Source organism: Ruegeria sp. YKSF131 (genome assembly GCF_059612645.1).
This window is the reverse complement of record NZ_JBXWQZ010000011.1, coordinates 23691-46973: the sequence shown is the minus strand read 5'-3', so window position 1 is coordinate 46973 and position 23283 is coordinate 23691. Positions and strand designations below refer to the sequence as shown.

Sequence of the window (23283 nt, the reverse complement as noted above, 5' to 3'; positions counted from 1 at the left end):
ACCGGTTCGACGATTCCCGGGGTTCAGTTCATGTCAGGTAGGCATTGAAAAAAGCGATGGTCCGGCTCCATGCCAGATTTGCCGCGGCTTCGTCATACCTGGGCGTCGTATCGTTGTGAAAACCGTGATTGACGTCCGGATAGAAGTGCACGCTGAATTTCTTTTGATTGGCTTTCAACGCCTCTGAATATGCAGGCCATCCAGCGTTGATACGCTCGTCCAGACCGGCATAGTGAATCATAAGAGGTGCTTCGATGGACGGAACATCTTCGGCTGGTGGTTGCCGACCGTAGAATGGCACCGAGGCCGCAAGGTCCGGATAGGCCACGGCCAAGGCGTTGCAAACACCTCCGCCATAGCAGAATCCGACAGCGCCAACCTTGCCTGTCGAAAGTTCGTGATCACGTAAGAACTCAAAAGCCGCAAAAAAATCCGCCATCAGTTTTTCCCGGTCCATCGAGCGCTGCATCTCGCGCCCTTCTTCATCAGTACCGGGATAGCCGCCAAGGGGGGACAACCCATCAGGTCCAAAAGCCAGGAAACCGGCCTTGGCCGCGCGGCGCACAACGTCCTCGATATAAGGGTTTAGACCCCGGTTCTCGTGCACGACCAGTACCGCAGGCAGTTTACCTTCGGCATTTGCCGGCATCGCCATCAGGCCGCTAGTTTCGCTATGCCCATCCGGGCTGTCATATGCGACCACCATGGTTTGGATCGCGGGATCGTCCGGGGCCACCTGTTGCGCCCAGGCGTAATTAGGTTGCAACTGGTCCAGAATCATTGCGCCTGTCACTCCAGCAGCCGTGTATTTACCGGCTTTTGAGATGAACTCACGCTTGGACATCGTGCCGTGCACATATCCGTCGAATATCTCGAGGATACGCGGATCAAAATCACTGGCTTTCTTGCGGGCTTTTCCGGTCATCGTTGCCTCCCAGGCGATGGTATCGGTGCACCGATTCTAACGCTTGGGAGGCAATTCGGAAACTCACAAATCGTAGAGCGCGCCGAACTTGGCCTCAAGATAGCTTAGCAATGGGTCCGGTCCGGGTTCAACACCGCTGGCACGGGCAATCACCTCGCGCGGTGCATAAAGGCCGCCATGCTGCTGCACATGCTCACGCAACCAGCCGGTCGCGCCGGACGTGTCGCCTCGGGCCAGTTGCGCGTCAAGATCGGGTTCAGAGACGCGCAAGGCCTGATAGAGGCACCCAGCATAGACATTGCCCAGCGAGTAGGTCGGGAAGTAACCGAACAGCCCAACCGACCAGTGCACATCCTGCAAACAACCGTTCGAGGGCTTGTCGACCGCATAACCGAAATCTGCCTTGAACCGATCATTCCAGGCGGCCTCCAGATCGCCGACCTGCAAGTCTCCGGCCATCAGCGCGCGTTCCAGATCAAACCGCAGCATGATGTGCAGATTGTATTGGACCTCATCCGCCTCGGTGCGGATATAGCCGTTATGGACGCGGTTGACCGTCGCATAAAACGCGTCCGGATCGGCAATGCCGAAATCGCCGAACGCCTCTTTCATTTGTTCGAACAACCATCCGGTAAAGGCCCGCGACCGACCCAACTGGTTTTCGTAGATCCGGCTTTGGCTTTCATGCACGCCCATCGACACGCCAGACCCGAGCGGTGTCAGGAGGTATTTCTCGTCGATCCCCTGTTCATAGGCGGCGTGGCCCACCTCGTGAATGGTGGAATAGAAACAGTTGAACGGGTCTGTTTCGCTGGTTCGCGTGGTGATGCGGACGTCAAGACCGCTGCCGGAACTGAATGGGTGAACCGCCTTGTCCACGCGGCCATTGTTCAGGTCATAGCCAAAGGCGACCGCCAGTTTTTGTGTCAGACGCATCTGGGTCTGCTCATCAAAACTGCGGTTCAGGGCAGCGGGCTCGGGCCGCTCCAGCACGGCGGCACGCAGGGCTACCAGTCGTGGGCGCATCTGGTCGAAGATATCCGCGATCTGGGCGCTGGTCGTGTAAGGTTCGTAATCTCCGGCCATGGCGTCGTATACGTCGCCCCCTTGCGCCAGCGCCTCGCCTTCCTGTCGTTTCAGCGACACGACCTCTTCCAGAACGGGAAGAAAGGCCGAGACATCTTCGTCTGCGCGCGCCTGCGCCCACTTTCCCTGTGCAGCGGACGTCACACGGGCAATCGCCGTCGCCAGATCGGCAGGCACCTTCACCGCGCGATCATATGCGCGCCGGATTTCACGCATCTGCGCCTTGCCGACCTCATCCTGAGGTGCGGCCTGATCCAGCCATTCGGCAACACGAGGATCGGAACGGCGCGCGTGCAGGACAGATTCGATAGCTGCCATTTCTTCGGCACGCTGAGGCGCTGCGCCGCGCGGCATGACGGTTTCCTGATCCCAGCCAAGCCGACCGGCGATCTGGCCCAAAGCCGAAGTTTCCCGCTGAAAGGTCATCAGTTCATTGAAAGCGGTCATAGTTTTAAACTCCGCGCACAGATGTTGCGATTGGATAAGCCGTGAGGAACCGCGCGCGCAGGATCAGCGTCCAGACGATAACGGCCATAAACTGGTGGAAGATAGCGATCTGCCATGGCGCGCCATAAACCACGGTCACGATGCCGACGACGACCTGTAACGTAAGCGCGGCGAAAGCAGCGTTAAAGGCAAAACGTGTCTGCGGATGCGCGCTGCCGCCACCACGTCGCCAGACGACGACGGCAAAGATGAACAGCAGATACCCCGCACAGCGATGGATGAACTGTACCAGACCGGGGCTTTCAAAGAAATTTCGCCACATCGGTTCCAACATAGTCGCATCCGGGGGCAGCACGTGCCCCCCCATCAGCGGCCAGTCGGTGTAAGACCGCCCGGCGTCGATCCCGGCGACAAGCGCGCCAATGAGTATTTGTAAAAAGGCGAAATGCATCAGCCCTGTGGACAATGAAAACAGCCTGACCTCTTTGGCCCGGCGCGCCTGCATCAGATCACGTTCTTCCCGGCCGAGTTCAAAGATGTACCAGGCTAGGGCTCCCAGGATCACAAAGGCCAGCCCCAAGTGTATTGCCAGACGGTAACTTGCAACAGCCGTCATGCCTTCACCCTGGGTGACGCCCGAGGCCACCATCCACCAACCAACAGCGCCCTGCAGACCGCCAAGAAGACCCGGAACGATCAACTTTCCCGTCCACCCTGTCGGGATCTTGCGGGAGAGAAGAAAGGTCAGAAATCCAACGGCCCAGACCAGACCGATCATGCGACCCAACTGACGATGGCCCCATTCCCACCAATAGATGGATTTGAAGTCACCCAACTCCATCCACTGGTTCTGGATGCGCCATTGGTCAATCTGCTTGTACTTGTCGAACTCTGCATGCCAGTCCGCCTCGGTCATCGGCGGCAAAGCTCCGGTGATCGGGCGCCATTCGGTGATCGAGAGGCCGCTGTCAGTCAGGCGCGTCAGGCCGCCAACCGCGATCATCACAACGACCAGAGCAATCAGGATCATCAGCCAGATGCGGATCGCGTTGCGCGCGCCGCCGCGCCCCCGGTCGATCATACCGGGTTGAACCGCCTGTTGTTTTTCGGTGTCCGTGACCTCTTCGAAGATGCTGCGCTTACCGCTCATGCTGTCCTCATGTCCTGATTTCGCCACAAGCTAGGGCTTGGGTGAAGATAGGTCCAGCCTCAGCCTTTATCCTTCCAGCGGACCATCTGCCGCATGATCCCGTGCAACATCTGCACATCGGCCCGTGTCATCCGCATCCGCGACCACAGGTTGCGCAGGTTAACCTTCATCCCTTCGGCCTTTTCGGGAGGGTAGAAGAACCCCGCCTCCTCCAGCCTGTCCTCGTAGTGCTCGACAAGTTTTTCGACTTCGATCCCCGTGGCCCAGTCGCCTTTGCCCAGGTCGGTCGACTCATGCACTACATCCCCGGTCTGGCGCATCCACTCATAGGCGGTCAGCAATACGCATTGACCAAGGTTCAGCGAGGCATATTCCGGGTTCACCGGCACCGAGATGATCGCGTTGGCCTTGGCGATGTCTTCATTCTCTAGCCCCGCGCGTTCAGGGCCGAACAGAACTGTAACCTTCTCGCCCGCAGCGATCTTTTCGGCGGCAATCCTCATTGCGTGTTCGGGGCTGTAGACAGGTTTGGTCAAGCCCCGCTGACGAGCTGTTGTGGCGAAGACAAACGTGCTGTCGGCCAGCGATCCGGCCAGATCATCAAACAACTGCGCCTCATCCAGCAAGCGCCCTGCACCGCTGGACATTGCCACCGCTTTGGGGTTCGGCCAGCCGTCACGGGGGGCTACAATACGCATCCGGTCCAGCCCAAAGTTCCACATCGCCCGCGCAGCAGCGCCGATGTTTTCACCCATCTGCGGGCGCACAAGAACGAAGGAAGGCTGGGGTTTGTCGCTGGGCATGGCTCACCTTAAGAAAACTTGGCCTGCTGTAATTGGCAGGCTCTTGCAGGGCAAGGCGCAAGGGCGTTATTTGCAGGCTCTTGACCATAAAAGTTTGCTTCCCAGCCGCAATCCGCTAAACCGCGCCAAAGACTGAAAGCCGAAGGACGCGCCCATGGACACCCCCGAGCAGCCGCAGATTTACCTGATCACGCCTCCGACTATCGAGTTGAGCACGTTCACGAACAAGCTGGCGACTGTGCTGGACGGGGTCGAGATTGCCTGTGTCCGCCTCGCGTTGGCCGGAAGTGACGAAGATACCATCGCTCGCGCGGCCGACGCTTGCCGTGAAATCGCCCACGCGCGCGACGTGGCCATCGTAATCTCGAACCATGTATTGCTGGCGCAGCGTCTGGGGCTGGACGGGGTGCATTTGGATGATGCTGCACGCTCGGTCCGCACCGCGCGCAAGGAACTGGGCGCTGATGCAATCGTCGGAAGCTTTTGCGGCGCGTCGAGCCATGATGGTATGACTGCTGGCGAAAACGGAGCGGATTATGTGGCCTTCGGTCCTGTCGGCTCGGCCAAACTGAGGGACGGAACCCGCGCCGAAAAGGACCTGTTCCAATGGTGGTCCGAGATGATTGAGGTTCCGGTTGTGGCCGAAGGTGGGCTGACACCCGAACTGATCCGCGACCTGGCCCCCTGCACTGATTTCTTTGGCATTGGCGATGAGATCTGGGGCAGTGACGATCCGCTGGCGGCGCTGAAAACGCTGCTGGCGGCGTTGCTTTAACCCAGCACCCAAGGCTCGACAATCCAAAAGACACCGGCACCTGCAATCAGCATCGAGGCCAGAACCGATATCCGGCCTCGGGTTCGGTGCGAGCCGCCAGAAAACAAAAGCGACAGAGCAAGCCCAGCAAGGGCCACAACAACAAGCGGCAGAATACTCCCGGCGCCAAAGCCCAGGATGGCCGGGGGCAAATGATCTGGTGGCACCCCGATCCCGATCAGGTTCGAGGCAATTACCAGACCTTGAAAACCGCCAATGGCGAGAACCGCCAACAAACGCCAGACCTGCAATCGCCGGGCAACCAGGTTCCACAGCGCCAGAACGATGGTCGAAGCAACCAGAACAGGGGCCTCGCTCACTTTTCCTGCATCCAATACGCCATACAATCCCAGCCCAAGCCCGATCAGGGCGCCCGCTGACAGGAACATCAGTTGAGATACCACCGGGCGCAATTTCAAAGACAGAAACACTAGCGCCAAAACAAGAATGGATGGCTTAATTGGGTTTCGGAGAAACTGATCGACCCCTTTTGTGAAATATGTCTGCAATGTTTGTTGCGTTGTCAGAGACGCCCCGCCTTGTAAGGGGATCAGCGGGCTGGCTTCACCGGCAGCCAAATACCCGGTGTATGGCGCCGCGACATTTTGCTGTCGCAGAACGATTGGTCCGCTTTCTGACGGCCAGGTCAGACGCAGGTTTGACGCCTGATCGGGCAAAGGAGCAGTCAGCAACAGTTTGGAAACCCGCACTTTCTCCGTATCTCCCACAACAGGGATACGCACGCCTTCATAAGACAAACTCAATCGCTCTGGTGCCTCCACTACAAGATTTTGTTTCCAGAGATGAACGAACTCTTTGATCTGGGGTTCCAGCTCAGACGAAACCATTCGCCGCAAGGATTTGTAGTTTGGATCGTTGGAAAACGCAGCGGGCTGCGCGGGATTGTTCCCGGTCAACATGGCCTCGGCATTCCATTTCAACTCAAGAAACAGAGTGTTGGACTTGATCCAGAAATCAACAACGGTCGGCGGGGCGGATTGCGCCCTGCCCGATCCGGGATATAAAGTTGCAAGAACAAAAAAACTCAGGGCACAGGTTTTGAGGGTTCGAAAGATGGCGCGGAAAGCAGGGCCATTCATACGAAAAGCTCCAACAGGAAAATCAAATCACCAATCATTGCTTTCGATTGTTCCCGCGAAGGCCGCAGATCGCAAGCCCAAAGGGTATATCGGACCTGTGGATCGTAAATCTCTGATTGCGGTAACGTTCTGACTTGCATGGGCATCACCGCTGCGGCATGACGTCCTTTATGACTCAGAACAGTAATATCCTGTGTATCGGCTCGGTCCTGTGGGACGTGATCGGACGATCAGCCAGTGCCATGCGGCATGGCTCGGACGTGCCCGGCCGGATTACTCGCCTGCCGGGTGGTGTTGCGATGAACATAGCCATGACGCTGGTGCGTTTTGGTATGACGCCCACCCTGCTGACGGCCATCGGTCGTGACCCCGAGGGCGACGAACTGATTCATGCCTGCTCCCGCCTCGGCATGATCACGGATCACATCTATCGCTCGCAGGACCTGCCAACCGACCGGTATATGGCCGTCGAAGGTGCCAACGGGTTGATCGCGGCCATTGCCGACGCGCATTCGCTGGAAGCCGCTGGAGCAAAGATCCTGCGTCCGCTGATGCACGGCCCGCTTGGTCATGAAAACATGCCCTTTGAGGGCCCCATTGCACTTGACGGAAACCTGACCCTGAACCTGCTGGAAGAAATCGCCCAAAGTCCTGCTTTCGCCCGTGCCGATCTGCGTGTTGCCCCGGCCTCGCCCGGTAAAGCAGAGCGCCTATTGCCCTTCCTGAAACATGCCCGCGCCACGCTTTATGTGAACCTCGAAGAGGCAGGAATATTGTGCCAGCGCGAATTCACCGATTCTGAATCTGCCGCAAAAGGCCTTCTGGATCGTGGCGCGCTACGCGTGCTGGTCACAGATGGCGGCAACTCGGCCACGGTCGGTAGTTCAGACGAAATTCTGACCCAAACACCCCCCTCCGTTCTGGTCACCCGTGTGACCGGTGCCGGGGATACCTTCATGGCGGCTCATATCGCCTCAGAATCCGGCGGCGCATCAAGTGACGAGGCTCTAACCCGCGCTCTGCATGCCGCAGCAACCTACGTTTCCGGAGAAACCCCACTGTGATCGACATCCAATATTCTGCCGCGGTCCGCGCCGCCAAGGACGCGGGCCATCCCATCGTTGCGCTGGAAAGCACCATCATCACCCACGGCATGCCCTACCCGCAAAACGTCGAAGTTGCGGCTCAGGTCGAACAGGACATCCGCGATGCGGGGGCGGTTCCGGCGACCATGGCGGTGATTGAAGGCAAACTGCATGTGGGGCTCGAGCCGGACCAGTTGCAGTGGCTGGGTCAGGCGCAAGGCGTTGCCAAAATCTCGCGCGCGGATATGGCGGCCTGCATCTCGACCGGCGGCACCGGAGCCACAACCGTCGCCGCCACTATGATCGCCGCGCATTACGCCGGGATCGAGGTGTTTGCTACAGGCGGCATCGGTGGCGTGCATCAGGGCGCCGAAACCACGTTCGACATCTCGGCTGATCTGCACGAACTTGGCCATACACCGGTCACCGTCGTCGCAGCCGGAGCCAAGGCTATCCTTGATCTGGCCAAAACCCTTGAGGTTCTGGAAACGCTGGGGGTTCCAGTCATCGCCCATGGTCAGGATGCGTTTCCTGCCTTCTGGTCTGCAAAGTCACCCTATGCTGCCCCCCTGCGCATGGACACTCCAGAAGCTATCGCCAAGGCCCATGCAACCCGTCGCGCATTGGGCCTGCCTGGCGGGCAGCTGGTGGCCAACCCGATCCCGATCGCGGATCAGATCCCTGCCGAAATACTGGCCCCCATCATCGCCGAGGCACAGGCTGATGCTGATGCGCATCGGATTACCGGAAAAGATGTGACGCCCTATCTGCTGCAACGTATCTTTGAAAAGACCGAAGGCCGTTCGCTGACTGCCAACATTGCCCTTGTGCGCAACAATGCGCGCCTCGCGGCGGCGATTGCACGGGCACTGGTAGAACAGGGATAACGCAAGCCTATTGTGCCAAGGCTACCGATTGACTACCTAAATCCCGATAACCACTCGGATCCAAGATGAATACACCGTTCGACGAAGAACCGCTTCATCGCCGCCCCGGCATGCTGGCACGGCTGCGCGCGTCGTTCCTGACGGGGCTGGTTGTCATTGCGCCGGTCTGGCTGACGGTCTGGCTGATCTGGTCGGTAGTCGGTTGGATCGACAGTGCGGTCCTGCCACTGGTTCCTCATCAATTCCAACCGGAACGTTACGTCGGTATCAACCTGCGCGGCGTGGGCGTCGTGATCTTCCTGATCTTTACCGTTATCGTAGGGTGGATCGCAAAAGGAATTCTGGGCCGGTCCCTGATCCTGTTCGCTGAAAGCGTGGTAGATCGGATGCCGGTCGTCCGCTCGATCTATTCCGGGATCAAACAGATCTCGGAAACCGTATTTGCCCAAACCGAACGCTCTTTTGAAAAGGCATGCCTGATCCAGTATCCCCGCCGCGGGATCTGGGCCATTGGATTCGTCTCGACAACCGCCAAAGGCGAAATCAGCAAACGCGCGGAAACTGGAGGAGAGCTGCTCAGCGTTTTTGTCCCGACTACACCCAACCCGACCTCGGGCTTTTTGCTGTTTTTCCCGATGGAAGACGTAATTATGCTGGACATGACAATAGAGGATGCCGCGAAACTGGTGATTTCGGCCGGGCTCGTTTATCCCAACGAAAAAGACCCCACGCAACCGCCCGAGTGATTAACCGAACATAGCTGGCAGATCGACAGTACTGGTCTGACCCAGATCACTCTTATGCTTGGCCAGAAAACGATCCGCCGCTACCCGCCCCGCCTGTTTCAGCTTGTGCAAAATAACCGGGTTGGGCACGGTTTTAGTGGCAACAGACAGGCTGCTCATCAACTCGTTATCGGCAATCATATGCACCAGAACGCGGCTCATGTCCCCGGCCTTCAGCTTGCCCTCTTTCAGAAGCCGTTGAACAAAGCTGATTGCCCGCAATTCGCGAAACAGGGATGAATTGAAGCTGATCTCGTTTATCCGGTTCTGGATCTGCTGCGGTGTGACCGGCACCGCGTCGCGCTCCAACGGGTTGATATTCACGATCACCACATCATCCGGCAGATCATTGTTGAACAGCGGATAGAGCGCCGGATTACCAGTATAACCGCCATCCCAATAGGCCTCGATCCGGTCTGTCTTTGGATCAAATATCTCGACAGCCTTGAACAGGGTCGGCAGGCAGGCCGAAGCCAAAATGGCATCTGTCGAGACTTCCTCCCCGGTAAACACGCGGATCTTGCCGCTTCTCACACAGGTGGCGCACACAAACAGGCGGGGTCCCGCATCGGCGCAAACTTCCGCAAAATTGAACCTGTCCACCACCGGCTCCAGCGGATTGCTGTAGAATGGACCATAAGCATAAGGCGACACCATCCGCGACCAGGCATCACCGAAGGAAAACGGCACCGAATATTCCATCGCCTGCGCGATTACAGCCGGTTCCAACCCGCGAAACCAATTGGCGATACGCATGTCACCAATCGCGCCCATACGCCTCCAAAGCCCATCCAGTTGCGCGCGCGCACCCTCACGTCCTGAATGAACCATCCCCGATTTGAACGCCGCACCGTTCAACGCACCGGCGGATGTTCCAGTGATCGCAGCAACCTCGATGTCTTCCTCATCCAGCAGCCGGTCAAGCACACCCCAGGTGAATGCCCCATGCGCACCGCCGCCCTGCAAAGCCAGATTGATCCGTATCACCGCCCTCACCCTTCATCTTTTCAGAAATACTCCGGGGGTTTGGGGGCAGCGCCCCCAAGGCCAATCACAAGGCGGTCCAGCCGCCATCGACAGAAATCGTGGTTCCCGTGATCTGCGCCGCCGCGTCCGAGCACAGGAAAATGGTTGTCCCGCCCAGTTGCTCAACGGTGGCGAATTCCTTGGAAGGTTGCCGTTCAAGAAGCACGTTTTTCACGACCTCCTCGCGGCTCATATTGTATTCTTTCATCGTGTTCGGGATCTGGGCCTCGACCAGAGGCGTCAGCACATAGCCCGGGCAAATGGCGTTGCAGGTGATCGGTTCTTGCGCCGTTTCCAAGGCAACGGTCTTGGTCATCCCCACCACCCCGTGCTTGGCGGCAACATAGGCTGCCTTGAACGGCGACGCCGTCAAACCATGCGCCGAGGCGATATTCACGATACGACCCCATCCCGCTTTGCGCATCATCGGCAGTGCGGCCGCGGTCGTGTGAAAGGCCGAGTTCATGTTGATCGCAATAATCGCATCCCATTTATCCACCGGGAACTGATCGATCGGGGACACAAACTGAATGCCCGCGTTGTTCACAAGTATGTCGCAAGATCCGGCCTGCTCAATCAGCGCGCGGCACTCATCGCCTCTTGACATGTCCGCCTTGATGTAACGCGCGTTGGTTCCGGTCTCTTTGGCAATCTCAGCAGCCAACGCGTGATCTTCGTCACGGTCCGTAAAGGAATTAAGGACGACATCTGCTCCGGCCTTCGCCAGCTCGCGCGCGACCCCCAGACCGATGCCAGAATTAGACCCAGTGATGATTGCTGTTTTGCCGGAAAGGCTCATGACCGTTCTCCCTGATGCGATGATTTGGTGCACAATGCCATGCTGCACCTGCAAAGAAAACGGGGAAACACACTGGTCTGAAATCCCAGCCTGACACTTCTCAAGCAGCCAAAAAAAACGCCCGCACGAAGCGGGCGTTAAGTTATTGAGGCAGGTTTCATACAGGCAAGAAACCTATCGAGCAGTGCATCCTTTATAAGCAATTCCACGCCTTCGTCCAAGCTAAAAGTTTGATAATATGAAAAATCATCACTACGGTGAATCCCAACAAAATAAGGCCAGAGCAGGATTGTTTCCAAAATGAGCCCGGATTTTCTCCGACCGTTTCGACCACTTGCGGCGGGAATCGCCAGCATTTTCATGATCTCGTCCGCCCATGCAGAATCGTCTCATGGCATAGCTATGTATGGAGACCCGGCCCTACCACCGGATTTTGTGTCCCTACCCTATGCCAACCCCGATGCGCCCAAAGGCGGCAAAGTCGTTTTCGGAAATACTGGCGGCTATAACAGCCTGAACCCGTTTTTGCAAAAAGGCACCTCGCCCTGGCAATTGCCATTTTGGACCCATGAAAGCCTGATGGGGCGATCCTGGGACGAACCTTTCACACTTTACGGGCTGTTAGCCGAATCAGTTGAGACGGCTCCCGACCGGTCATGGGTTGAATTTACCCTGCGGGAAGAGGCCCGGTTTTCCGACGGCAGCCCGGTCACGATTGACGACGTGATCTGGTCATACGAGACGCTCGGCACTCAGGGGCATCTGCGCTATCGCGGTTTTTGGGACAAAATCGACAGGATCGAACAGACCGGCCCGCGTTCGGTTCGGATTACTTTCAACGTGCCGGATCGCGAACTTGCCCTGCTCGCAGGGATGCGTCCGGTCCTCCAAAAGGCGCAGTGGAAGGACAAGAAATTTGCCGACGCCGCCTTGCACGATGTCCCAATCGGAACCGGCCCCTATGTGATCGAAAGCTACGAGGCGGGGCGCTATGTGAACCTTCGTCGCAACCCTGAGTATTGGGGGCAGGATATCCCGTTCCGTCGCGGCACCATGAATCTGGATGAAATGCGGATCGAGTTCTACGGCGACGGCAGCGTCCTGTTCGAGGCCTTCAAAGCCGGCGAGCTATCAGCGGTGCGTGAGTTCAACGGCGACAAATGGGACACGCAATACAGCTTCCCCGCCGTTCAGCGCGGCGATGTCATCAAGACCGAGATCCCGCATGGCAAACCGTCAGGCATGACCGGGTTCGTGATGAATACCCGCAAAGCCCCGTTCGACGACTGGCGCGTTCGCGAGGCCATGACGCTGGCCTTCAACTTCGAGTTCATCAACGACACGATCACTGGTGGGGCGCAGCCAAGGATCACGTCCTACTTTTCAGGCTCGGACCTGGCCATGCAGCCCGGACCGGCCCAAGGGCAGGTAAAAGCCCTGCTGGAACCCTTTGCCTCGGATCTGATCCCCGGCACGCTGGAAGGGTATGAACTGCCGAAGGGCGACGGTTCAGCCCGCAACCGCGCAAATATTCGCAAAGCCACCAAACTGTTGACCGAAGCGGGTTGGACCGTTCAGGACGGAGTCTTGCGCAACACGAATGGTGACCCGTTCAAAATGACGGTCTTGCTGCAGCAGGGTGACAGCGAGATGGCGTCGGTGGTCGAGATTTATTCCCGCGCTCTGGAACGGCTTGGCATTCAGGTTACGACGGAACAGGTCGACAACGCGCAGTATGTCGGGCGCACTGGGGAACTGGATTTTGATGTTACGCCTTTCCGGCGTGCTCTTTCACTGTCTCCCGGCAATGAACAGCGTTTGTATTGGGGAAGCGAGAACGCGGACACACCCGGCACACGCAACCTGATGGGCGTGGCCTCGCCCGCTGTTGATGCGATGATTGACGCCATGCTTGCCTCGGAAACACGTGAAGATTTCACCGCGGCAACCCGCGCGCTTGACCGGGTTCTGACGGCCGGTCGCTATGTCATCCCGATCTGGAGTTTTGATGTCGGGCGGATTGCCCACATACGCGAGCTCAGGTTCCCCGACACTGTGCCAATCTATGGCGATGGACCGCAATACATGCCGGAAGTGTGGTGGTACGACGCCAGGTAGTCACATGAAGATCAGGGCAGCCGGGTTTTGTAAAACACCGGCTGTTCACCGCGGAGTGTTGGCGGACGCCTTGAAATACACGATTCCTTTGCTCTTCCTTCCCGATTGGCCCATGAAAACCACGCCTGTCGGCGGAAATCAGCACATTGCCATCACATTCAGGTATACGTTTGGCGACGACAAATCGCAGCACCACATGCAGGCCATATCGGACGCCGGATGATCCCATGAGACGGGCCTTCGGCCTGCTTTGGCCAACACTAAAAGCTACATTGAATCGAAATATTTAGACGTAGCCCAAAGATCGAGATCGCCTTTACAATCTGCTCGCCGGGATTTCCCGGTGCCGCAACAAACAGGTCTCCTGATCCGCAAGTACTTTGAATAATTTCAAGCCCGCCGCCCTGTTGCGGCAGCTATTGCAGAGGCACAATCTTGTAAAAGGAATGCAGTGACATGCTGCGACATTTTGTCATGTCTTCCCTTACGGCACCCATTACGTACCCTAAGGAGGGGGAGAGCAGTCCTAATCGCTACATAAGGAAAGCTCATACATGATGAACTGGACGGATTTGACACAAGACTGGAATGCGGCCTACGCACGTGCAAAGCGGCGTTTTCCGAATTTGCGTGACCAAGACATGATGCGCGTATCACAAGATCGTAAAGGGTTCGAAGCCTATCTGGCAGAGCGTCACCAGTTAACCATGAACGAAGCTCATGAAGAGGTCGAAGATTTCCTGTTTACCGAAGGCCTGAACAGAGAATACTGCCGCGCGTCGCTAAGCAAGTGATGTGACCCAAAGGATTGTCGCGTCTTCGTCACTGACGGAGATTACGTTATGGCCCATGCTGCCATCGTAATAGGCGCTGTCACCCCTGCGCATTTCGACCGGCTCATAAAACTCGGTATAGAGCCGGACAACACCGGTCAGAACATACATGAACTCTTCGCCATCGTGGCGCACCCAGCCGTCGAATTCATCCATGGACCGCGCCCGAACCCGCGCGCGGTAGGGCAGCATGTGCTTCTTGGTCAGGGTTTCGGCCAGCAACTCATGCTCGTAGGTCGTTGTCGCGTGAGCCGCCCCTTCGCCCATCCGGGTAATCGCCATCCGTCCGATGACCTGATCCCGCTGTGGCGGTGTGAAAAGCTGAGGAACCGAGATTTCCAACCCAACCGCAAGCTTTTTGAGCGCGTCATAGGTAGGTGACATCTGCCCGTTCTCAATCTTGCTGAGGGTCGAACGGGCCAAACCGGCCTGACTGGCGGCCTGCTCCAGCGTCCATTTCCGCGCTTTTCGCAATTCGCGCACGCGCGCGCCAAGGTCCAGCGGTTCAACTTCGGTGTGATCGCCGGAATCGCGGGCAATTCGGATCAGGGATTTGGGATCTTGGGTGCTCATGCCATTCTCTATAGGCTTGGCCAGCCGCGCTTGCAACGCGCCAGACACCGCGTTAGCCAATGGCCATGTTTTCTGTCTTCGATCAGGGGGCGCCCGCGCCCTGCCCTGCACCCTTCAATCTGGCGGCGCACGTCCTTGGCCGCGCGGATCAGGTCCCTGATAAAGTGGCTTTGTCGGTATTAATGCCCCACGGCGCGCTGGACTGGACCTATCGCGACCTGCAATCCGCCGTACTGGGCACTGGCGCAGGATTGCTGCAAGCAGGTCTGACACCCGGCGAAATCGTTCTGATGCGGCTCGGCAATACGGTGGATTTCCCGATTGCCTATCTGGGCGCGATTTCAGTGGGTATCATTCCGGTGCCCACATCGTCGCAACTGACGGAACCCGAAACCGCCAGAATGATCGACGATCTGTCCCCAGCCGCGGTTCTTCGTGATCCCGCTGTCTCATGCGCGCCTCATCCCAGACAGATCGAGTTGGATGAACTGAAGGCTATGCACCATTTGCCCCCTGCCAGCTTTGAACTGGGCGACCCCGAGCGTATGGCATATGTCGTCTACACCTCGGGAACGTCGGGCAGTCCGCGTGCCGTGGCCCACGCGCATCGGGCAATCTGGGCGCGGCAGATGATGGTCGATGGCTGGTATGGTCTGCGCACGTCCGATCGGCTGTGTCACGCCGGAGCGTTCAACTGGACCTATACACTTGGCACCGGACTGATGGACCCGTGGACCATCGGCGCAACCGCCTTGATCCCGGAACCGGGCACGGACATCACCGCCCTGCCTGCTCTGCTCCACCAGCATCGTGCAACCATCTTTGCGGCGGCACCAGGGGTCTTTCGCAAATTGGTGCAAGAGTATGAGCAAATCAGCTTACCTGACCTGCGCCACGGTTTATGCGCTGGGGAAAAGCTTTCGCGCGCTCTGCACGAGAAATGGCTAAGCGCCACCGGTACGGAACTGTTCGAAGCCTACGGCATGTCCGAATGCTCGACTTTCATATCCTCAAGCCCGGCCCACCCCGCGCGCGGCGACGCATTGGGGCACCCGCAACCGGGTCGTCGCGTGGCCATTCTGGGCCCGGACGGCCCGGTGCCGCAGGGGCAAGAAGGTACCATCGCCATTCATCGGTCTGATCCCGGATTGATGCTGACCTACCTCAACGCACCCGATGAAGTTGAATCCCGGATGCAGGGCGAATGGTTCCTGACCGGAGATCAGGGGGCAATGGCAGTGGACGGCCAGGTCAGTTATCTGGGCAGGGACGACGACATGATGAATGCCGGTGGCTACCGCGTGTCCCCGGTCGAGGTCGAAGCCGCCCTGTCCCGTTTTCCCGGTATCACGCAGGTCGGTGCAGCTACGGTCGAGGTCAAACCGGACACATTTGTGATAGCAGCCTTCTATACCGGCCCGGAAAAGCTGGACGATGCGGCCTTGCGCGCTTATGTCGAGGCAAACTTGGCACGTTATAAACAACCACGCGCCTTCATCCACCTGTCTGCGCTACCAACCGGCGGCAATGGCAAACTCCTGCGCCGGGCGTTGCCGGCCTATTTCGAGGCACCAGCCACATGACCCAGACTGTCAAGCTCGACATCCTGTCCGATCCGATCTGTCCGTGGTGCTATATCGGTAAAACGCATCTCGACAAAGCACTGGCCAATGTGCCGGACCACCCTTTTGTCATCGAATGGCATCCGTTTCAGTTGAACCCTGATATGCCGGACGCAGGTATGGATCGTCGCGAATATCTGGAACGCAAGTTCGGCGGCAAAGATGGTGCCGTGCGTGCTTATGCGCCGGTGGTTGAACATGCTGAAAGCGCCGGTCTGAAGATTGACTTTGAAGGCATGAAACGCACACCTAATACACTGGATGCACATCGCCTGATCCATTGGGCGGGGATCGAAGGCAAACAGAATGCCGTTGTGGATGCGCTGTTCGATGCCTATTTTGTTCTGGCCCGAGACATCGGCGACCCCGAAGTCCTGTCCGACATCGCAGACAGTGCCGGAATGGACGCCGCAGTGGTCATGAAGCTGTTGAAATCCGACGCCGACCGCGAGGATATTCGCAACCGTGATACTCATTCTCGCGAAATGGGCGTCAGTTCGGTCCCGACCTACATAGTTGCCAATCAACATGCCGTTCCGGGTGCTCAACCACCTGAAATGTGGGAAAAAGTGATCGCCGAAATAATGTCTCAACTTGAGGCTTCCCCCGCAGAATAGCACAGAGGTCTGTGCGAATTTCCAGTCTGGCCTAACCTGACTCACCATGATAGCGCGAACAGGTTAGGAGTGCTTCATGGCCAACCGCATGTCGAAGGCGGAATTCATTGCGCTGATCGCAATGATGTTCGCCACTATCGCGTTTTCGATCGATTCAATGCTGCCTGCCCTGCCCGAAATCGGCGCGCAGCTCAGCCCCGATGATGTCAATCGCGCCCAACTGATTCTGACGTCCTTCGTTCTGGGAATGGGTATCGGTACATTCTTTACCGGCCCGCTATCGGATGCGCTGGGACGCAAGCCGGTGATCTTTTGCGGCGCGCTATTGTACATTGCGGCTTCGGCTGTTGCCTGGGCCAGTTCTTCGCTGGAACTGGTGCTGATTGCGCGCGTTGTACAGGGGCTGGGCGCTGCTGGACCACGTGTGGTGGCAATGGCCATCATCCGTGACCTGTATTCAGGCCGGGAAATGGCGCGCATCATCTCAATCGCTATGATGATCTTCACTTTGGTACCAGCAGCGGCCCCGATGCTGGGCGCTGGTGTTATCGCCCTCTTCGGCTGGCGCGGGATATTCATGTCCTTTATCCTGTTCGCGCTGGTCGTCCTTTTTTGGGTGAGTACACGACTGCCCGAGTCCCTGGCCGTCGAGAACCGCCGCCCCTTTCGCCTGCCCCTGATGATTGCGGCCGTGAACGAAATGTTTGCCCATCCCACCGTGCGCTTGTCTATCTTCGTGCAGACCTTGTGCATGGGGACCTTGTTCACCATGCTGACTATGGTGCAACCGGTCTATGATGTGATCCATGATCGGGCCGACAGCTTTCCCTTCTGGTTCGGATTTGTCGCCCTGATGTCAGGTTCGGCCAGCCTTTTGAACGCAGCTTTGGTGGTGCGCGTCGGGATGCGCCGGATGGTCACATTCGCCTTCGGCGCGCAGATAGCCATCACGTCTGTCGTCATCATCCTGAACATGGCGAACCTTTCGCCCGATATGTCATTTGCCCTGTTTGTCTTCTGGCAGACGATGGTCTTTTTCATGGCTGGTGTAACCATCGGCAATCTGAATGCCATTGCCATGGAGCCCATGGGCCACATCGCAGGCATGGCCGCTTCAGTTGTCGGGTCGATCTCAACAGTAATGGCTGCAGCAATCGCCGCGCCGATCGGGCTTCTGTTCAACGGATCCATCGCGCCGTTGACAATTGGCATTCTGAGTATGTGCGTGCTGTCGTTTGGCCTGATGATCCACATGGGTCGCATCGAAGAACGGCTGCCGGCCTGACCTGTGAATCTCGGGTGAAACACGCTATCCTACCCCGAACTTAGGGGGAGGAACTGTGATGAACGATTACTACGATCTGGGCAGCTATTCCTGCCCGGTTTCCACTTCCAGCCCCGAAGCTCAGCTGTGGTTCGACCGCGGGCTGAACTGGACATACGGCTACAATCACGAAGAGGCGGTAGCCTGTTTTCAACGCGCGGCCGAGCATGATCCGAATTGCGCAATGGCCCATTGGGGTGTCGCCTATGCAGCCGGTCCCAATTACAACCTCCCTTGGGACCTGCTGGATGAGAAGGGTCAGGAAGAAGCGCTGGCACGGGCTTACGACGCGATGCAAAAAGCCCTTGGTCTGCTCGCAGGGTGCACTGCCGTCGAACAGGCCCTGATTCAGGCCCTGCCCGCGCGTTACCCGCAACGTGATCCGGTTCAGGACATGCACCAATGGGACCACGGTTTTGCCGACGCGATGCGCGCGGCATTTGCGGCGCACCCGGACCACCTCGACTTGCGTACCATCTATGTCGAAGCGCTGCTGAACCTGACGCCATGGAAGATGTGGGATCTGAAAACGGGCCAACCCGCCCAGGGCGCGGCAACGAAGGAAGCGCAAGATGCGCTTGAATGGGCCATGGCGAACGATCCGGCTGCGATGTCACACCCGGGCCTGCTGCACCTCTATGTTCATCTGATGGAGATGTCTACAACACCAGAAAAAGCCCTGAAAGCAGGGGATGTCCTGCGCACACTGGTTCCAGATGCCGGCCACTTAGTACATATGCCGACACATATCGATGTGCTCTGCGGACATTACCACAACGTTGTGCACTGGAACGAAAAAGCCTCGGAAGCCGACCTGAAATATTACGAACGCGAAGGCGCGTTCAACATTTACACAGGCTATCGCCAGCACAATTATCACTTTGCCATCTACGGTGCGCTTTTTCTTGGACAGATGGAACCGGCCCTACGTGCCAATCAGGGATTGTGGGATACAACACCCGAAGAGTTGCTGCGCATCGAAAGCCCCCCGATGGCCGATTACTTCGAAAGCTACATGTCCATGGGCCCTCACATCCTGATCCGGTTTGGCCGCTGGGACGAGGCTAAGGCACTGGAACTGCCCTCAGACCCAGACCTGTTCCGCACCCTGACGGCCACGACACACTACGCGCGCGCCATCGCTCATGCAGCAACCGGTGATATCGCCAATGCCGAGGCCGAAGAATATCTGTTCCTTGCCGCCAAAGAATGCGTTCCGGAAACACGCAGGCTGCACAACAACCGTGTGATTGACCTGCTGGAAATTGCGCGGGAAATGCTGCGCGGTGAGATCGAGTACCGCAAAGGCAACTTGGAAATCGCGTTTGCCCATCTGCGCCGCTCGGTCGAGCTGGACGATACCTTGCCCTATGACGAACCCTGGGGATGGATGCAGCCCACCCGCCACGCGCTTGGGGCACTTCTATTCGAGCAAGGACGGCTGGCCGAAGCGGAAGACGCCTATCGTGAAGATTTGGGCTTGGGCGGCACGCTAAGTCGCGCCTCGATACATCCTGACAACGTCTGGAGTTTGAAGGGCCTTTACGATTGTCTAAAGGCACGCAGCGAACAGGTCGAAGTCCTGCAGATCAAACAACGGCTTGACCTGGCGTTGGCCCGTGCCGACCGCATGGTGGCTGCGTCCTGCTTCTGCGCGCAGGCGGCAATGCGTAGCTAAAGTGTCCTGATCGTGCTGACGCACGATGCCTCCGGCGGGGATATTTTTAGCCAGATGAAGCAGGGATCCGCTTCTTCATCTGGCCATAAATATCCCGGGGGAGATGCGCGGAACGCGCAGCGGGGGCAGAGCCCCCTCTCACATCTCAACCTGCTTTGACCTTTTTTTGCGCCGCGACCACTTTTTCAGCGAGATCCCGGGCAATTGCAAAAGCCCCTTTGATCTTGTCACTGTCTTTTTTCCAGTCCCGGCGCACGACGATCTTGTTGTCTTTGACCTTGGCCATACCACGTTGATTTTGAATGAACTCAACCAGTCCCTGCGGCGAGGCGAATTTGTCATTGTGGAACTGGATGGTCGCACCTTTCGGCCCACCGTCGAGCTTTGCGATCCCGGCGCGTTTACACATGGCCTTGATCCGCACAACCAGCATCAAGGTATTCACCTCTTTCGGCAATTTGCCAAAACGGTCGATCAATTCCGCAGCAAAGCCCTCCAGTTCGACCTTTGTCGATAGAGACGACAGGCGGCGATAGAGCCCCAAGCGCACATCCAGATCTGGCACATAGTTTTCGGGGATCAGAACCGGCACACCCAGATTGATCTGCGGAGCCCATTGATCGTCCGCATCCGACAACCCCTCCATCTCGCCGGCTTTGATCTTGGCAATCGCCTCTTCCAGCATGGATTGGTAAAGCTCATAGCCCACATCGCGCATCTGGCCGGATTGTTCTTCACCCAACAGGTTGCCCGCACCACGAATGTCAAGATCCTGCGAGGCCAGAGTGAACCCGGCCCCCAACGTGTCCAGCGAGCCCAGAACACGCAGGCGTTTTTCGGCGGCAGCGGTCAGTTTCTGGCGCGGTTTGGTGGTCAGGAAAGCATAGGCACGGGTTTTCGAGCGCCCAACGCGACCCCGAATCTGATAGAGCTGGGCAAGGCCAAACATGTCCGCACGGTGCACGACCATCGTGTTTGCGGTCGGGATGTCCAGCCCGCTTTCGACAATGGTTGTGGCCAGCAGCACGTCGAATTTCCCGTCATAAAACGCGTTCATCCGATCATCGAGCTCACCCGCTGCCATCTGGCCATGGGCAACCACGTAAGTGAGCTCAGGCAGTTGATTTTTCAGAAATTCTTCGATCTCAGGCAGGTCCGAGATGCGCGGTACAACATAGAAACTCTGCCCCCCACGATAGTGTTCACGCAGCAGCGCTTCTCGGATTGTAACGGCATCGAACTCGCTGACATAGGTACGGATCGCCAGTCGGTCGATTGGAGGCGTGCCGATAATCGACAAATCGCGCACGCCGGTCAACGACAGTTGCAGCGTTCGCGGGATCGGTGTCGCGGTCAGGGTCAGCACGTGAATGTCTGAGCGCAGCTGTTTCAGCCGTTCCTTATGACCCACGCCAAAATGCTGTTCCTCGTCGATGATCAGAAGCCCCAAATTGTTGAACCGTATGTTCTTGGCCAAAAGCGCGTGCGTTCCGATCACGATGTCCACTGTCCCGCGGGCCAGACCGTCACGGGTTTGCTGGGCTTCTTTCGCCGAAACAAAGCGTGACAATTGCCGGACCTCCAGCGGGAACCCCCGAAAGCGTTCCCTGAAACTCGCGGCATGCTGGCGGGCCAGCAGGGTCGTGGGTGCCACAACCGCAACCTGAACGCCCGACATGGCGGCGACAAATGCGGCACGCATGGCAACCTCGGTCTTTCCAAATCCGACATCACCGCAGATCAGACGATCCATCGGCGCGCCGGAATGGATGTCCTCCATCACATCCGAGATCGCCCGCAACTGGTCTTCGGTTTCCTGATATGGGAATCGCGCGCTGAATTCCTCCCACGCGTGGGGCGGTGGATCCATGACCGGGGCTTTACGTAATGCACGTTCAGCGGCGATGCGGATCAGCTTATCCGCCATCTCGCGGATGCGCTCTTTCAGCTTGGCCTTCTTTGCCTGCCATGCACCGCCACCCAAACGGTCCAGCAGACCTTCGTCATGGCCGTATTTCGAAAGCAATTCTATGTTTTCGACCGGCAGGTACAGCTTTGCCTGCTCGGCATATTCCAGCAACAGGCATTCATGGGCGGCACCGGCTGCGGTGACGACCTCCATTCCCATGTAACGACCTATACCGTGATCCACGTGAACAACCAGATCACCGGGGCTGAGCGACTGGGTTTCGGTCAGAAAGTTTTCGGCCTTGCGGCGCTTTTTGGGCTGACGGATCAGCCGGTCGCCCAGCACATCCTGTTCAGCGATCACCGTTAGATCAGGAGTTTCGAACCCGTGCTCCAACGCCCAGACGGCAAGGTGCAAGCCGCGTTTTCCAATGCGGGTGCCGTTAGCCACATGTATCGCCTCGGCCAGCCCTTCGTCTTCGATCAGGCCGGTCAGGCGTTCCCGCGCGCCATCGGAATATGAGGCGATCAGCACCGGTCCTTTGTCGAGCTTTGCAGTGATGTGACTGGCCAAAGCACCGAACAGGCTGATGCTTTCCTGCTGGCGTTCCGGCGCAAAGTTGCGCCCGATGCGCCCACCCGCGTCGATGACACCGGGGCCAGAGGCTTGCGGCAGCGGGCTGAACTGCAAAACCCGACGATCCGCGACAGCCGCCTCCCAGGCGGTATCGTCAAGATACAACAACCCCGGAGGTGTGGGTTTATAGACCGTGTCCATGCGAGATCGGTTTTCCAGCGCCAGTCGTCGGGTCTCGTACTGATCGGCAATCGTATCCCAACGCGCCAGACGCGCGGGCGTCACCTGATCATCGACAGTGATCACCGCATCCGGCAAGTAGTCGAACAGTGTCTCCAGTTTTTCGTGGAAGAACGGCAGCCAGTGTTCGATCCCCTGATGTTTGCGGCCTGCGCTTACGGCCTCATACAAAGGGTCATCCGTACCGGCGGCACCAAACTCGATGCGATAGTTCTGACGGAACCGGGTTATGGCGGCCTCGTCCAGGATGACTTCGGACACCGGTGCAAGTTCAACGATGTCCAGCTTTTCGGTTGTTCGCTGGGACGCCGGATCAAAGCGGCGCGCGCCGTCCAGGACGTCACCGAACAGGTCCAGCCGAACCGGGCCCGCCTCTCCCGGAGGGAAGATGTCGATGATGCCGCCACGGATGGCGTAATCGCCGGGTTCCATCACCGTTGGACTTTGTGTGAACCCCATACGCACCAGAAAGTTTCGCAGAGCGGTTTCATCTATGCGATGGCCAACTCGGGCAGTAAACGCCGCCTCTCGCAAAACCTCCCGTGCCGGGACGCGTTGGGTCGCGGCGTTCAGCGTGGTCAGTAATACATACTGTTGGGGCATCTGGTGGACCAGCGCCGCCAGAGTAGCGACGCGCGCCGCCGAGATATCCGCATTAGGCGAGACCCGGTCATAAGGTAGGCAATCCCAACCCGGAAACACAAAGACAGGCATCTGAGGCGCAAAGAACGCCAGTGCAGCGCGCATCGCTTCCATCCGCTTGTCATCGCGTGCGACATGGGCCACCGGCCCCCTGCTGCGGGCGATCTCGTTCAGCACCAGCTGCGCGTCAAACCCTTCGGGGGCGCCGCCAACTGTCACGTGGTTCGGAGCCTTCATCGCCTCG

The 23283-nt window shown here is 58.0% G+C and carries 20 protein-coding genes; 10 read left to right on the top strand and 10 right to left on the bottom strand.

Annotation, left to right across the window (positions count from 1 at the left end):
- Positions 1-28: 28 nt before the first annotated feature.
- From yghX to AC2FLZ_RS05840, 4 genes are all read right to left on the bottom strand, one after another.
- The gene (gene yghX, locus AC2FLZ_RS05855) at positions 29-925 is read right to left on the bottom strand and encodes a YghX family hydrolase (RefSeq protein WP_480517197.1); all 897 of its coding nucleotides are present in this window, start codon (positions 923-925) and stop codon (positions 29-31) included.
- A gap of 63 nt (positions 926-988) precedes the next feature.
- The gene (locus AC2FLZ_RS05850) at positions 989-2458 is read right to left on the bottom strand and encodes a carboxypeptidase M32 (RefSeq protein WP_496808764.1); all 1470 of its coding nucleotides are present in this window, start codon (positions 2456-2458) and stop codon (positions 989-991) included.
- 4 nt (positions 2459-2462) lie between these two features.
- Positions 2463-3608 carry a heme A synthase gene (ctaA, locus tag AC2FLZ_RS05845; protein WP_496881933.1) on the bottom strand — a complete coding sequence of 382 codons (1146 nt, stop codon included), beginning with the start codon at positions 3606-3608 and terminating at the stop codon, positions 2463-2465.
- A gap of 59 nt (positions 3609-3667) precedes the next feature.
- Positions 3668-4411, bottom strand: coding sequence for an RNA methyltransferase (locus AC2FLZ_RS05840; RefSeq protein ID WP_480473016.1), 744 nt, complete (start codon positions 4409-4411; stop codon positions 3668-3670).
- Between the two features lie 154 nt (positions 4412-4565).
- On the opposite strand from AC2FLZ_RS05840, the gene AC2FLZ_RS05835 reads away from it, so the two are divergent.
- Entirely contained in the window at positions 4566-5186 is a 621-nt protein-coding gene (locus tag AC2FLZ_RS05835; protein ID WP_480603486.1) for a thiamine phosphate synthase, read from the top strand.
- Here AC2FLZ_RS05835 and AC2FLZ_RS05830 read toward each other — a convergent pair.
- Entirely contained in the window at positions 5183-6325 is a 1143-nt protein-coding gene (locus AC2FLZ_RS05830; RefSeq protein ID WP_496714350.1) for a HupE/UreJ family protein, read from the bottom strand. The two genes, AC2FLZ_RS05835 and AC2FLZ_RS05830, sit on opposite strands and share 4 nt — an antisense overlap.
- A gap of 170 nt (positions 6326-6495) precedes the next feature.
- Between AC2FLZ_RS05830 and AC2FLZ_RS05825 the strand changes: the two genes are divergently transcribed.
- From AC2FLZ_RS05825 to AC2FLZ_RS05815, 3 genes are all read left to right on the top strand, one after another.
- Positions 6496-7389, top strand: a complete 894-nt coding sequence (locus AC2FLZ_RS05825; RefSeq protein ID WP_496714351.1) for a PfkB family carbohydrate kinase — start codon at positions 6496-6498, stop codon at positions 7387-7389.
- The gene (locus tag AC2FLZ_RS05820) at positions 7386-8297 is read left to right on the top strand and encodes a pseudouridine-5'-phosphate glycosidase (RefSeq protein ID WP_480603481.1); all 912 of its coding nucleotides are present in this window, start codon (positions 7386-7388) and stop codon (positions 8295-8297) included. The genes AC2FLZ_RS05825 and AC2FLZ_RS05820 overlap by 4 nt, the downstream gene beginning before the upstream one ends.
- Positions 8298-8362: 65 nt before the next feature.
- A complete protein-coding gene (locus tag AC2FLZ_RS05815) occupies positions 8363-9043 on the top strand; it encodes a DUF502 domain-containing protein (RefSeq protein ID WP_480553649.1) in 681 nt (226 codons plus the stop codon).
- Here the strand turns inward: AC2FLZ_RS05815 and AC2FLZ_RS05810 are convergent, their stop codons facing one another.
- From AC2FLZ_RS05810 to AC2FLZ_RS05800, 3 genes are all read right to left on the bottom strand, one after another.
- Positions 9044-10069: a patatin-like phospholipase family protein gene (locus tag AC2FLZ_RS05810; protein ID WP_496714353.1), complete on the bottom strand. Its 1026-nt coding sequence runs from the start codon at positions 10067-10069 to the stop codon at positions 9044-9046. It lies immediately after the preceding gene.
- Between the two features lie 64 nt (positions 10070-10133).
- Positions 10134-10907, bottom strand: coding sequence for a 3-hydroxybutyrate dehydrogenase (locus AC2FLZ_RS05805; protein WP_496714354.1), 774 nt, complete (start codon positions 10905-10907; stop codon positions 10134-10136).
- 137 nt (positions 10908-11044) lie between these two features.
- The gene (locus AC2FLZ_RS05800; RefSeq protein ID WP_480493162.1) at positions 11045-11269 is read right to left on the bottom strand and encodes a hypothetical protein; all 225 of its coding nucleotides are present in this window, start codon (positions 11267-11269) and stop codon (positions 11045-11047) included.
- On the opposite strand from AC2FLZ_RS05800, the gene AC2FLZ_RS05795 reads away from it, so the two are divergent.
- Together AC2FLZ_RS05795 and AC2FLZ_RS05790 are read left to right on the top strand one after the other, a co-directional pair.
- Positions 11208-13025 carry an extracellular solute-binding protein gene (locus tag AC2FLZ_RS05795; protein WP_480624452.1) on the top strand — a complete coding sequence of 606 codons (1818 nt, stop codon included), beginning with the start codon at positions 11208-11210 and terminating at the stop codon, positions 13023-13025. The genes AC2FLZ_RS05800 and AC2FLZ_RS05795 overlap by 62 nt on opposite strands.
- 554 nt (positions 13026-13579) lie before the next feature.
- Positions 13580-13819, top strand: a complete 240-nt coding sequence (locus tag AC2FLZ_RS05790; protein WP_480517215.1) for a hypothetical protein — start codon at positions 13580-13582, stop codon at positions 13817-13819.
- Here AC2FLZ_RS05790 and AC2FLZ_RS05785 read toward each other — a convergent pair.
- Positions 13808-14431, bottom strand: coding sequence for a helix-turn-helix domain-containing protein (locus AC2FLZ_RS05785; protein WP_209503779.1), 624 nt, complete (start codon positions 14429-14431; stop codon positions 13808-13810). The genes AC2FLZ_RS05790 and AC2FLZ_RS05785 overlap by 12 nt on opposite strands.
- 65 nt (positions 14432-14496) lie before the next feature.
- Between AC2FLZ_RS05785 and AC2FLZ_RS05780 the strand changes: the two genes are divergently transcribed.
- The 4 genes from AC2FLZ_RS05780 (at position 14497) to AC2FLZ_RS05765 (ending at position 19672) form a co-directional block, all read left to right on the top strand.
- Positions 14497-16014 carry a class I adenylate-forming enzyme family protein gene (locus tag AC2FLZ_RS05780; RefSeq protein WP_480517754.1) on the top strand — a complete coding sequence of 506 codons (1518 nt, stop codon included), beginning with the start codon at positions 14497-14499 and terminating at the stop codon, positions 16012-16014.
- Positions 16011-16670: a DsbA family oxidoreductase gene (locus AC2FLZ_RS05775; RefSeq protein WP_480517217.1), complete on the top strand. Its 660-nt coding sequence runs from the start codon at positions 16011-16013 to the stop codon at positions 16668-16670. Before AC2FLZ_RS05780 ends, AC2FLZ_RS05775 begins: the two co-directional genes overlap by 4 nt.
- Positions 16671-16746: 76 nt before the next feature.
- The gene (locus tag AC2FLZ_RS05770) at positions 16747-17955 is read left to right on the top strand and encodes a multidrug effflux MFS transporter (RefSeq protein WP_480517219.1); all 1209 of its coding nucleotides are present in this window, start codon (positions 16747-16749) and stop codon (positions 17953-17955) included.
- A gap of 58 nt (positions 17956-18013) precedes the next feature.
- Entirely contained in the window at positions 18014-19672 is a 1659-nt protein-coding gene (locus AC2FLZ_RS05765; RefSeq protein WP_480517221.1) for a tetratricopeptide repeat protein, read from the top strand.
- 145 nt (positions 19673-19817) lie between these two features.
- On the opposite strand, the gene mfd is transcribed toward AC2FLZ_RS05765, so the two are convergent.
- A complete protein-coding gene (gene mfd / locus AC2FLZ_RS05760) occupies positions 19818-23276 on the bottom strand; it encodes a transcription-repair coupling factor (protein WP_480517223.1) in 3459 nt (1152 codons plus the stop codon).
- Between the last annotated feature and the right edge of the window lie 7 nt (positions 23277-23283).

Coding starts and splice junctions, on each gene's coding strand:
- mfd (WP_480517223.1), bottom strand. CDS start 23,276: ATGAAGGCTCCGAACCACGTGACAGTTGGCGGCGCCCCCGAAGGGTTT.
- AC2FLZ_RS05780 (WP_480517754.1), top strand. CDS start 14,497: ATGTTTTCTGTCTTCGATCAGGGGGCGCCCGCGCCCTGCCCTGCACCC.
- AC2FLZ_RS05835 (WP_480603486.1), top strand. CDS start 4,566: ATGGACACCCCCGAGCAGCCGCAGATTTACCTGATCACGCCTCCGACT.
- AC2FLZ_RS05790 (WP_480517215.1), top strand. CDS start 13,580: ATGATGAACTGGACGGATTTGACACAAGACTGGAATGCGGCCTACGCA.
- AC2FLZ_RS05850 (WP_496808764.1), bottom strand. CDS start 2,458: ATGACCGCTTTCAATGAACTGATGACCTTTCAGCGGGAAACTTCGGCT.
- ctaA (WP_496881933.1), bottom strand. CDS start 3,608: ATGAGCGGTAAGCGCAGCATCTTCGAAGAGGTCACGGACACCGAAAAA.
- AC2FLZ_RS05815 (WP_480553649.1), top strand. CDS start 8,363: ATGAATACACCGTTCGACGAAGAACCGCTTCATCGCCGCCCCGGCATG.
- AC2FLZ_RS05830 (WP_496714350.1), bottom strand. CDS start 6,325: ATGAATGGCCCTGCTTTCCGCGCCATCTTTCGAACCCTCAAAACCTGT.
- AC2FLZ_RS05825 (WP_496714351.1), top strand. CDS start 6,496: ATGACTCAGAACAGTAATATCCTGTGTATCGGCTCGGTCCTGTGGGAC.
- AC2FLZ_RS05775 (WP_480517217.1), top strand. CDS start 16,011: ATGACCCAGACTGTCAAGCTCGACATCCTGTCCGATCCGATCTGTCCG.
- yghX (WP_480517197.1), bottom strand. CDS start 925: ATGACCGGAAAAGCCCGCAAGAAAGCCAGTGATTTTGATCCGCGTATC.
- AC2FLZ_RS05800 (WP_480493162.1), bottom strand. CDS start 11,269: ATGAAAATGCTGGCGATTCCCGCCGCAAGTGGTCGAAACGGTCGGAGA.
- AC2FLZ_RS05770 (WP_480517219.1), top strand. CDS start 16,747: ATGGCCAACCGCATGTCGAAGGCGGAATTCATTGCGCTGATCGCAATG.
- AC2FLZ_RS05840 (WP_480473016.1), bottom strand. CDS start 4,411: ATGCCCAGCGACAAACCCCAGCCTTCCTTCGTTCTTGTGCGCCCGCAG.
- AC2FLZ_RS05805 (WP_496714354.1), bottom strand. CDS start 10,907: ATGAGCCTTTCCGGCAAAACAGCAATCATCACTGGGTCTAATTCTGGC.
- AC2FLZ_RS05765 (WP_480517221.1), top strand. CDS start 18,014: ATGAACGATTACTACGATCTGGGCAGCTATTCCTGCCCGGTTTCCACT.
- AC2FLZ_RS05785 (WP_209503779.1), bottom strand. CDS start 14,431: ATGAGCACCCAAGATCCCAAATCCCTGATCCGAATTGCCCGCGATTCC.
- AC2FLZ_RS05795 (WP_480624452.1), top strand. CDS start 11,208: ATGAGCCCGGATTTTCTCCGACCGTTTCGACCACTTGCGGCGGGAATC.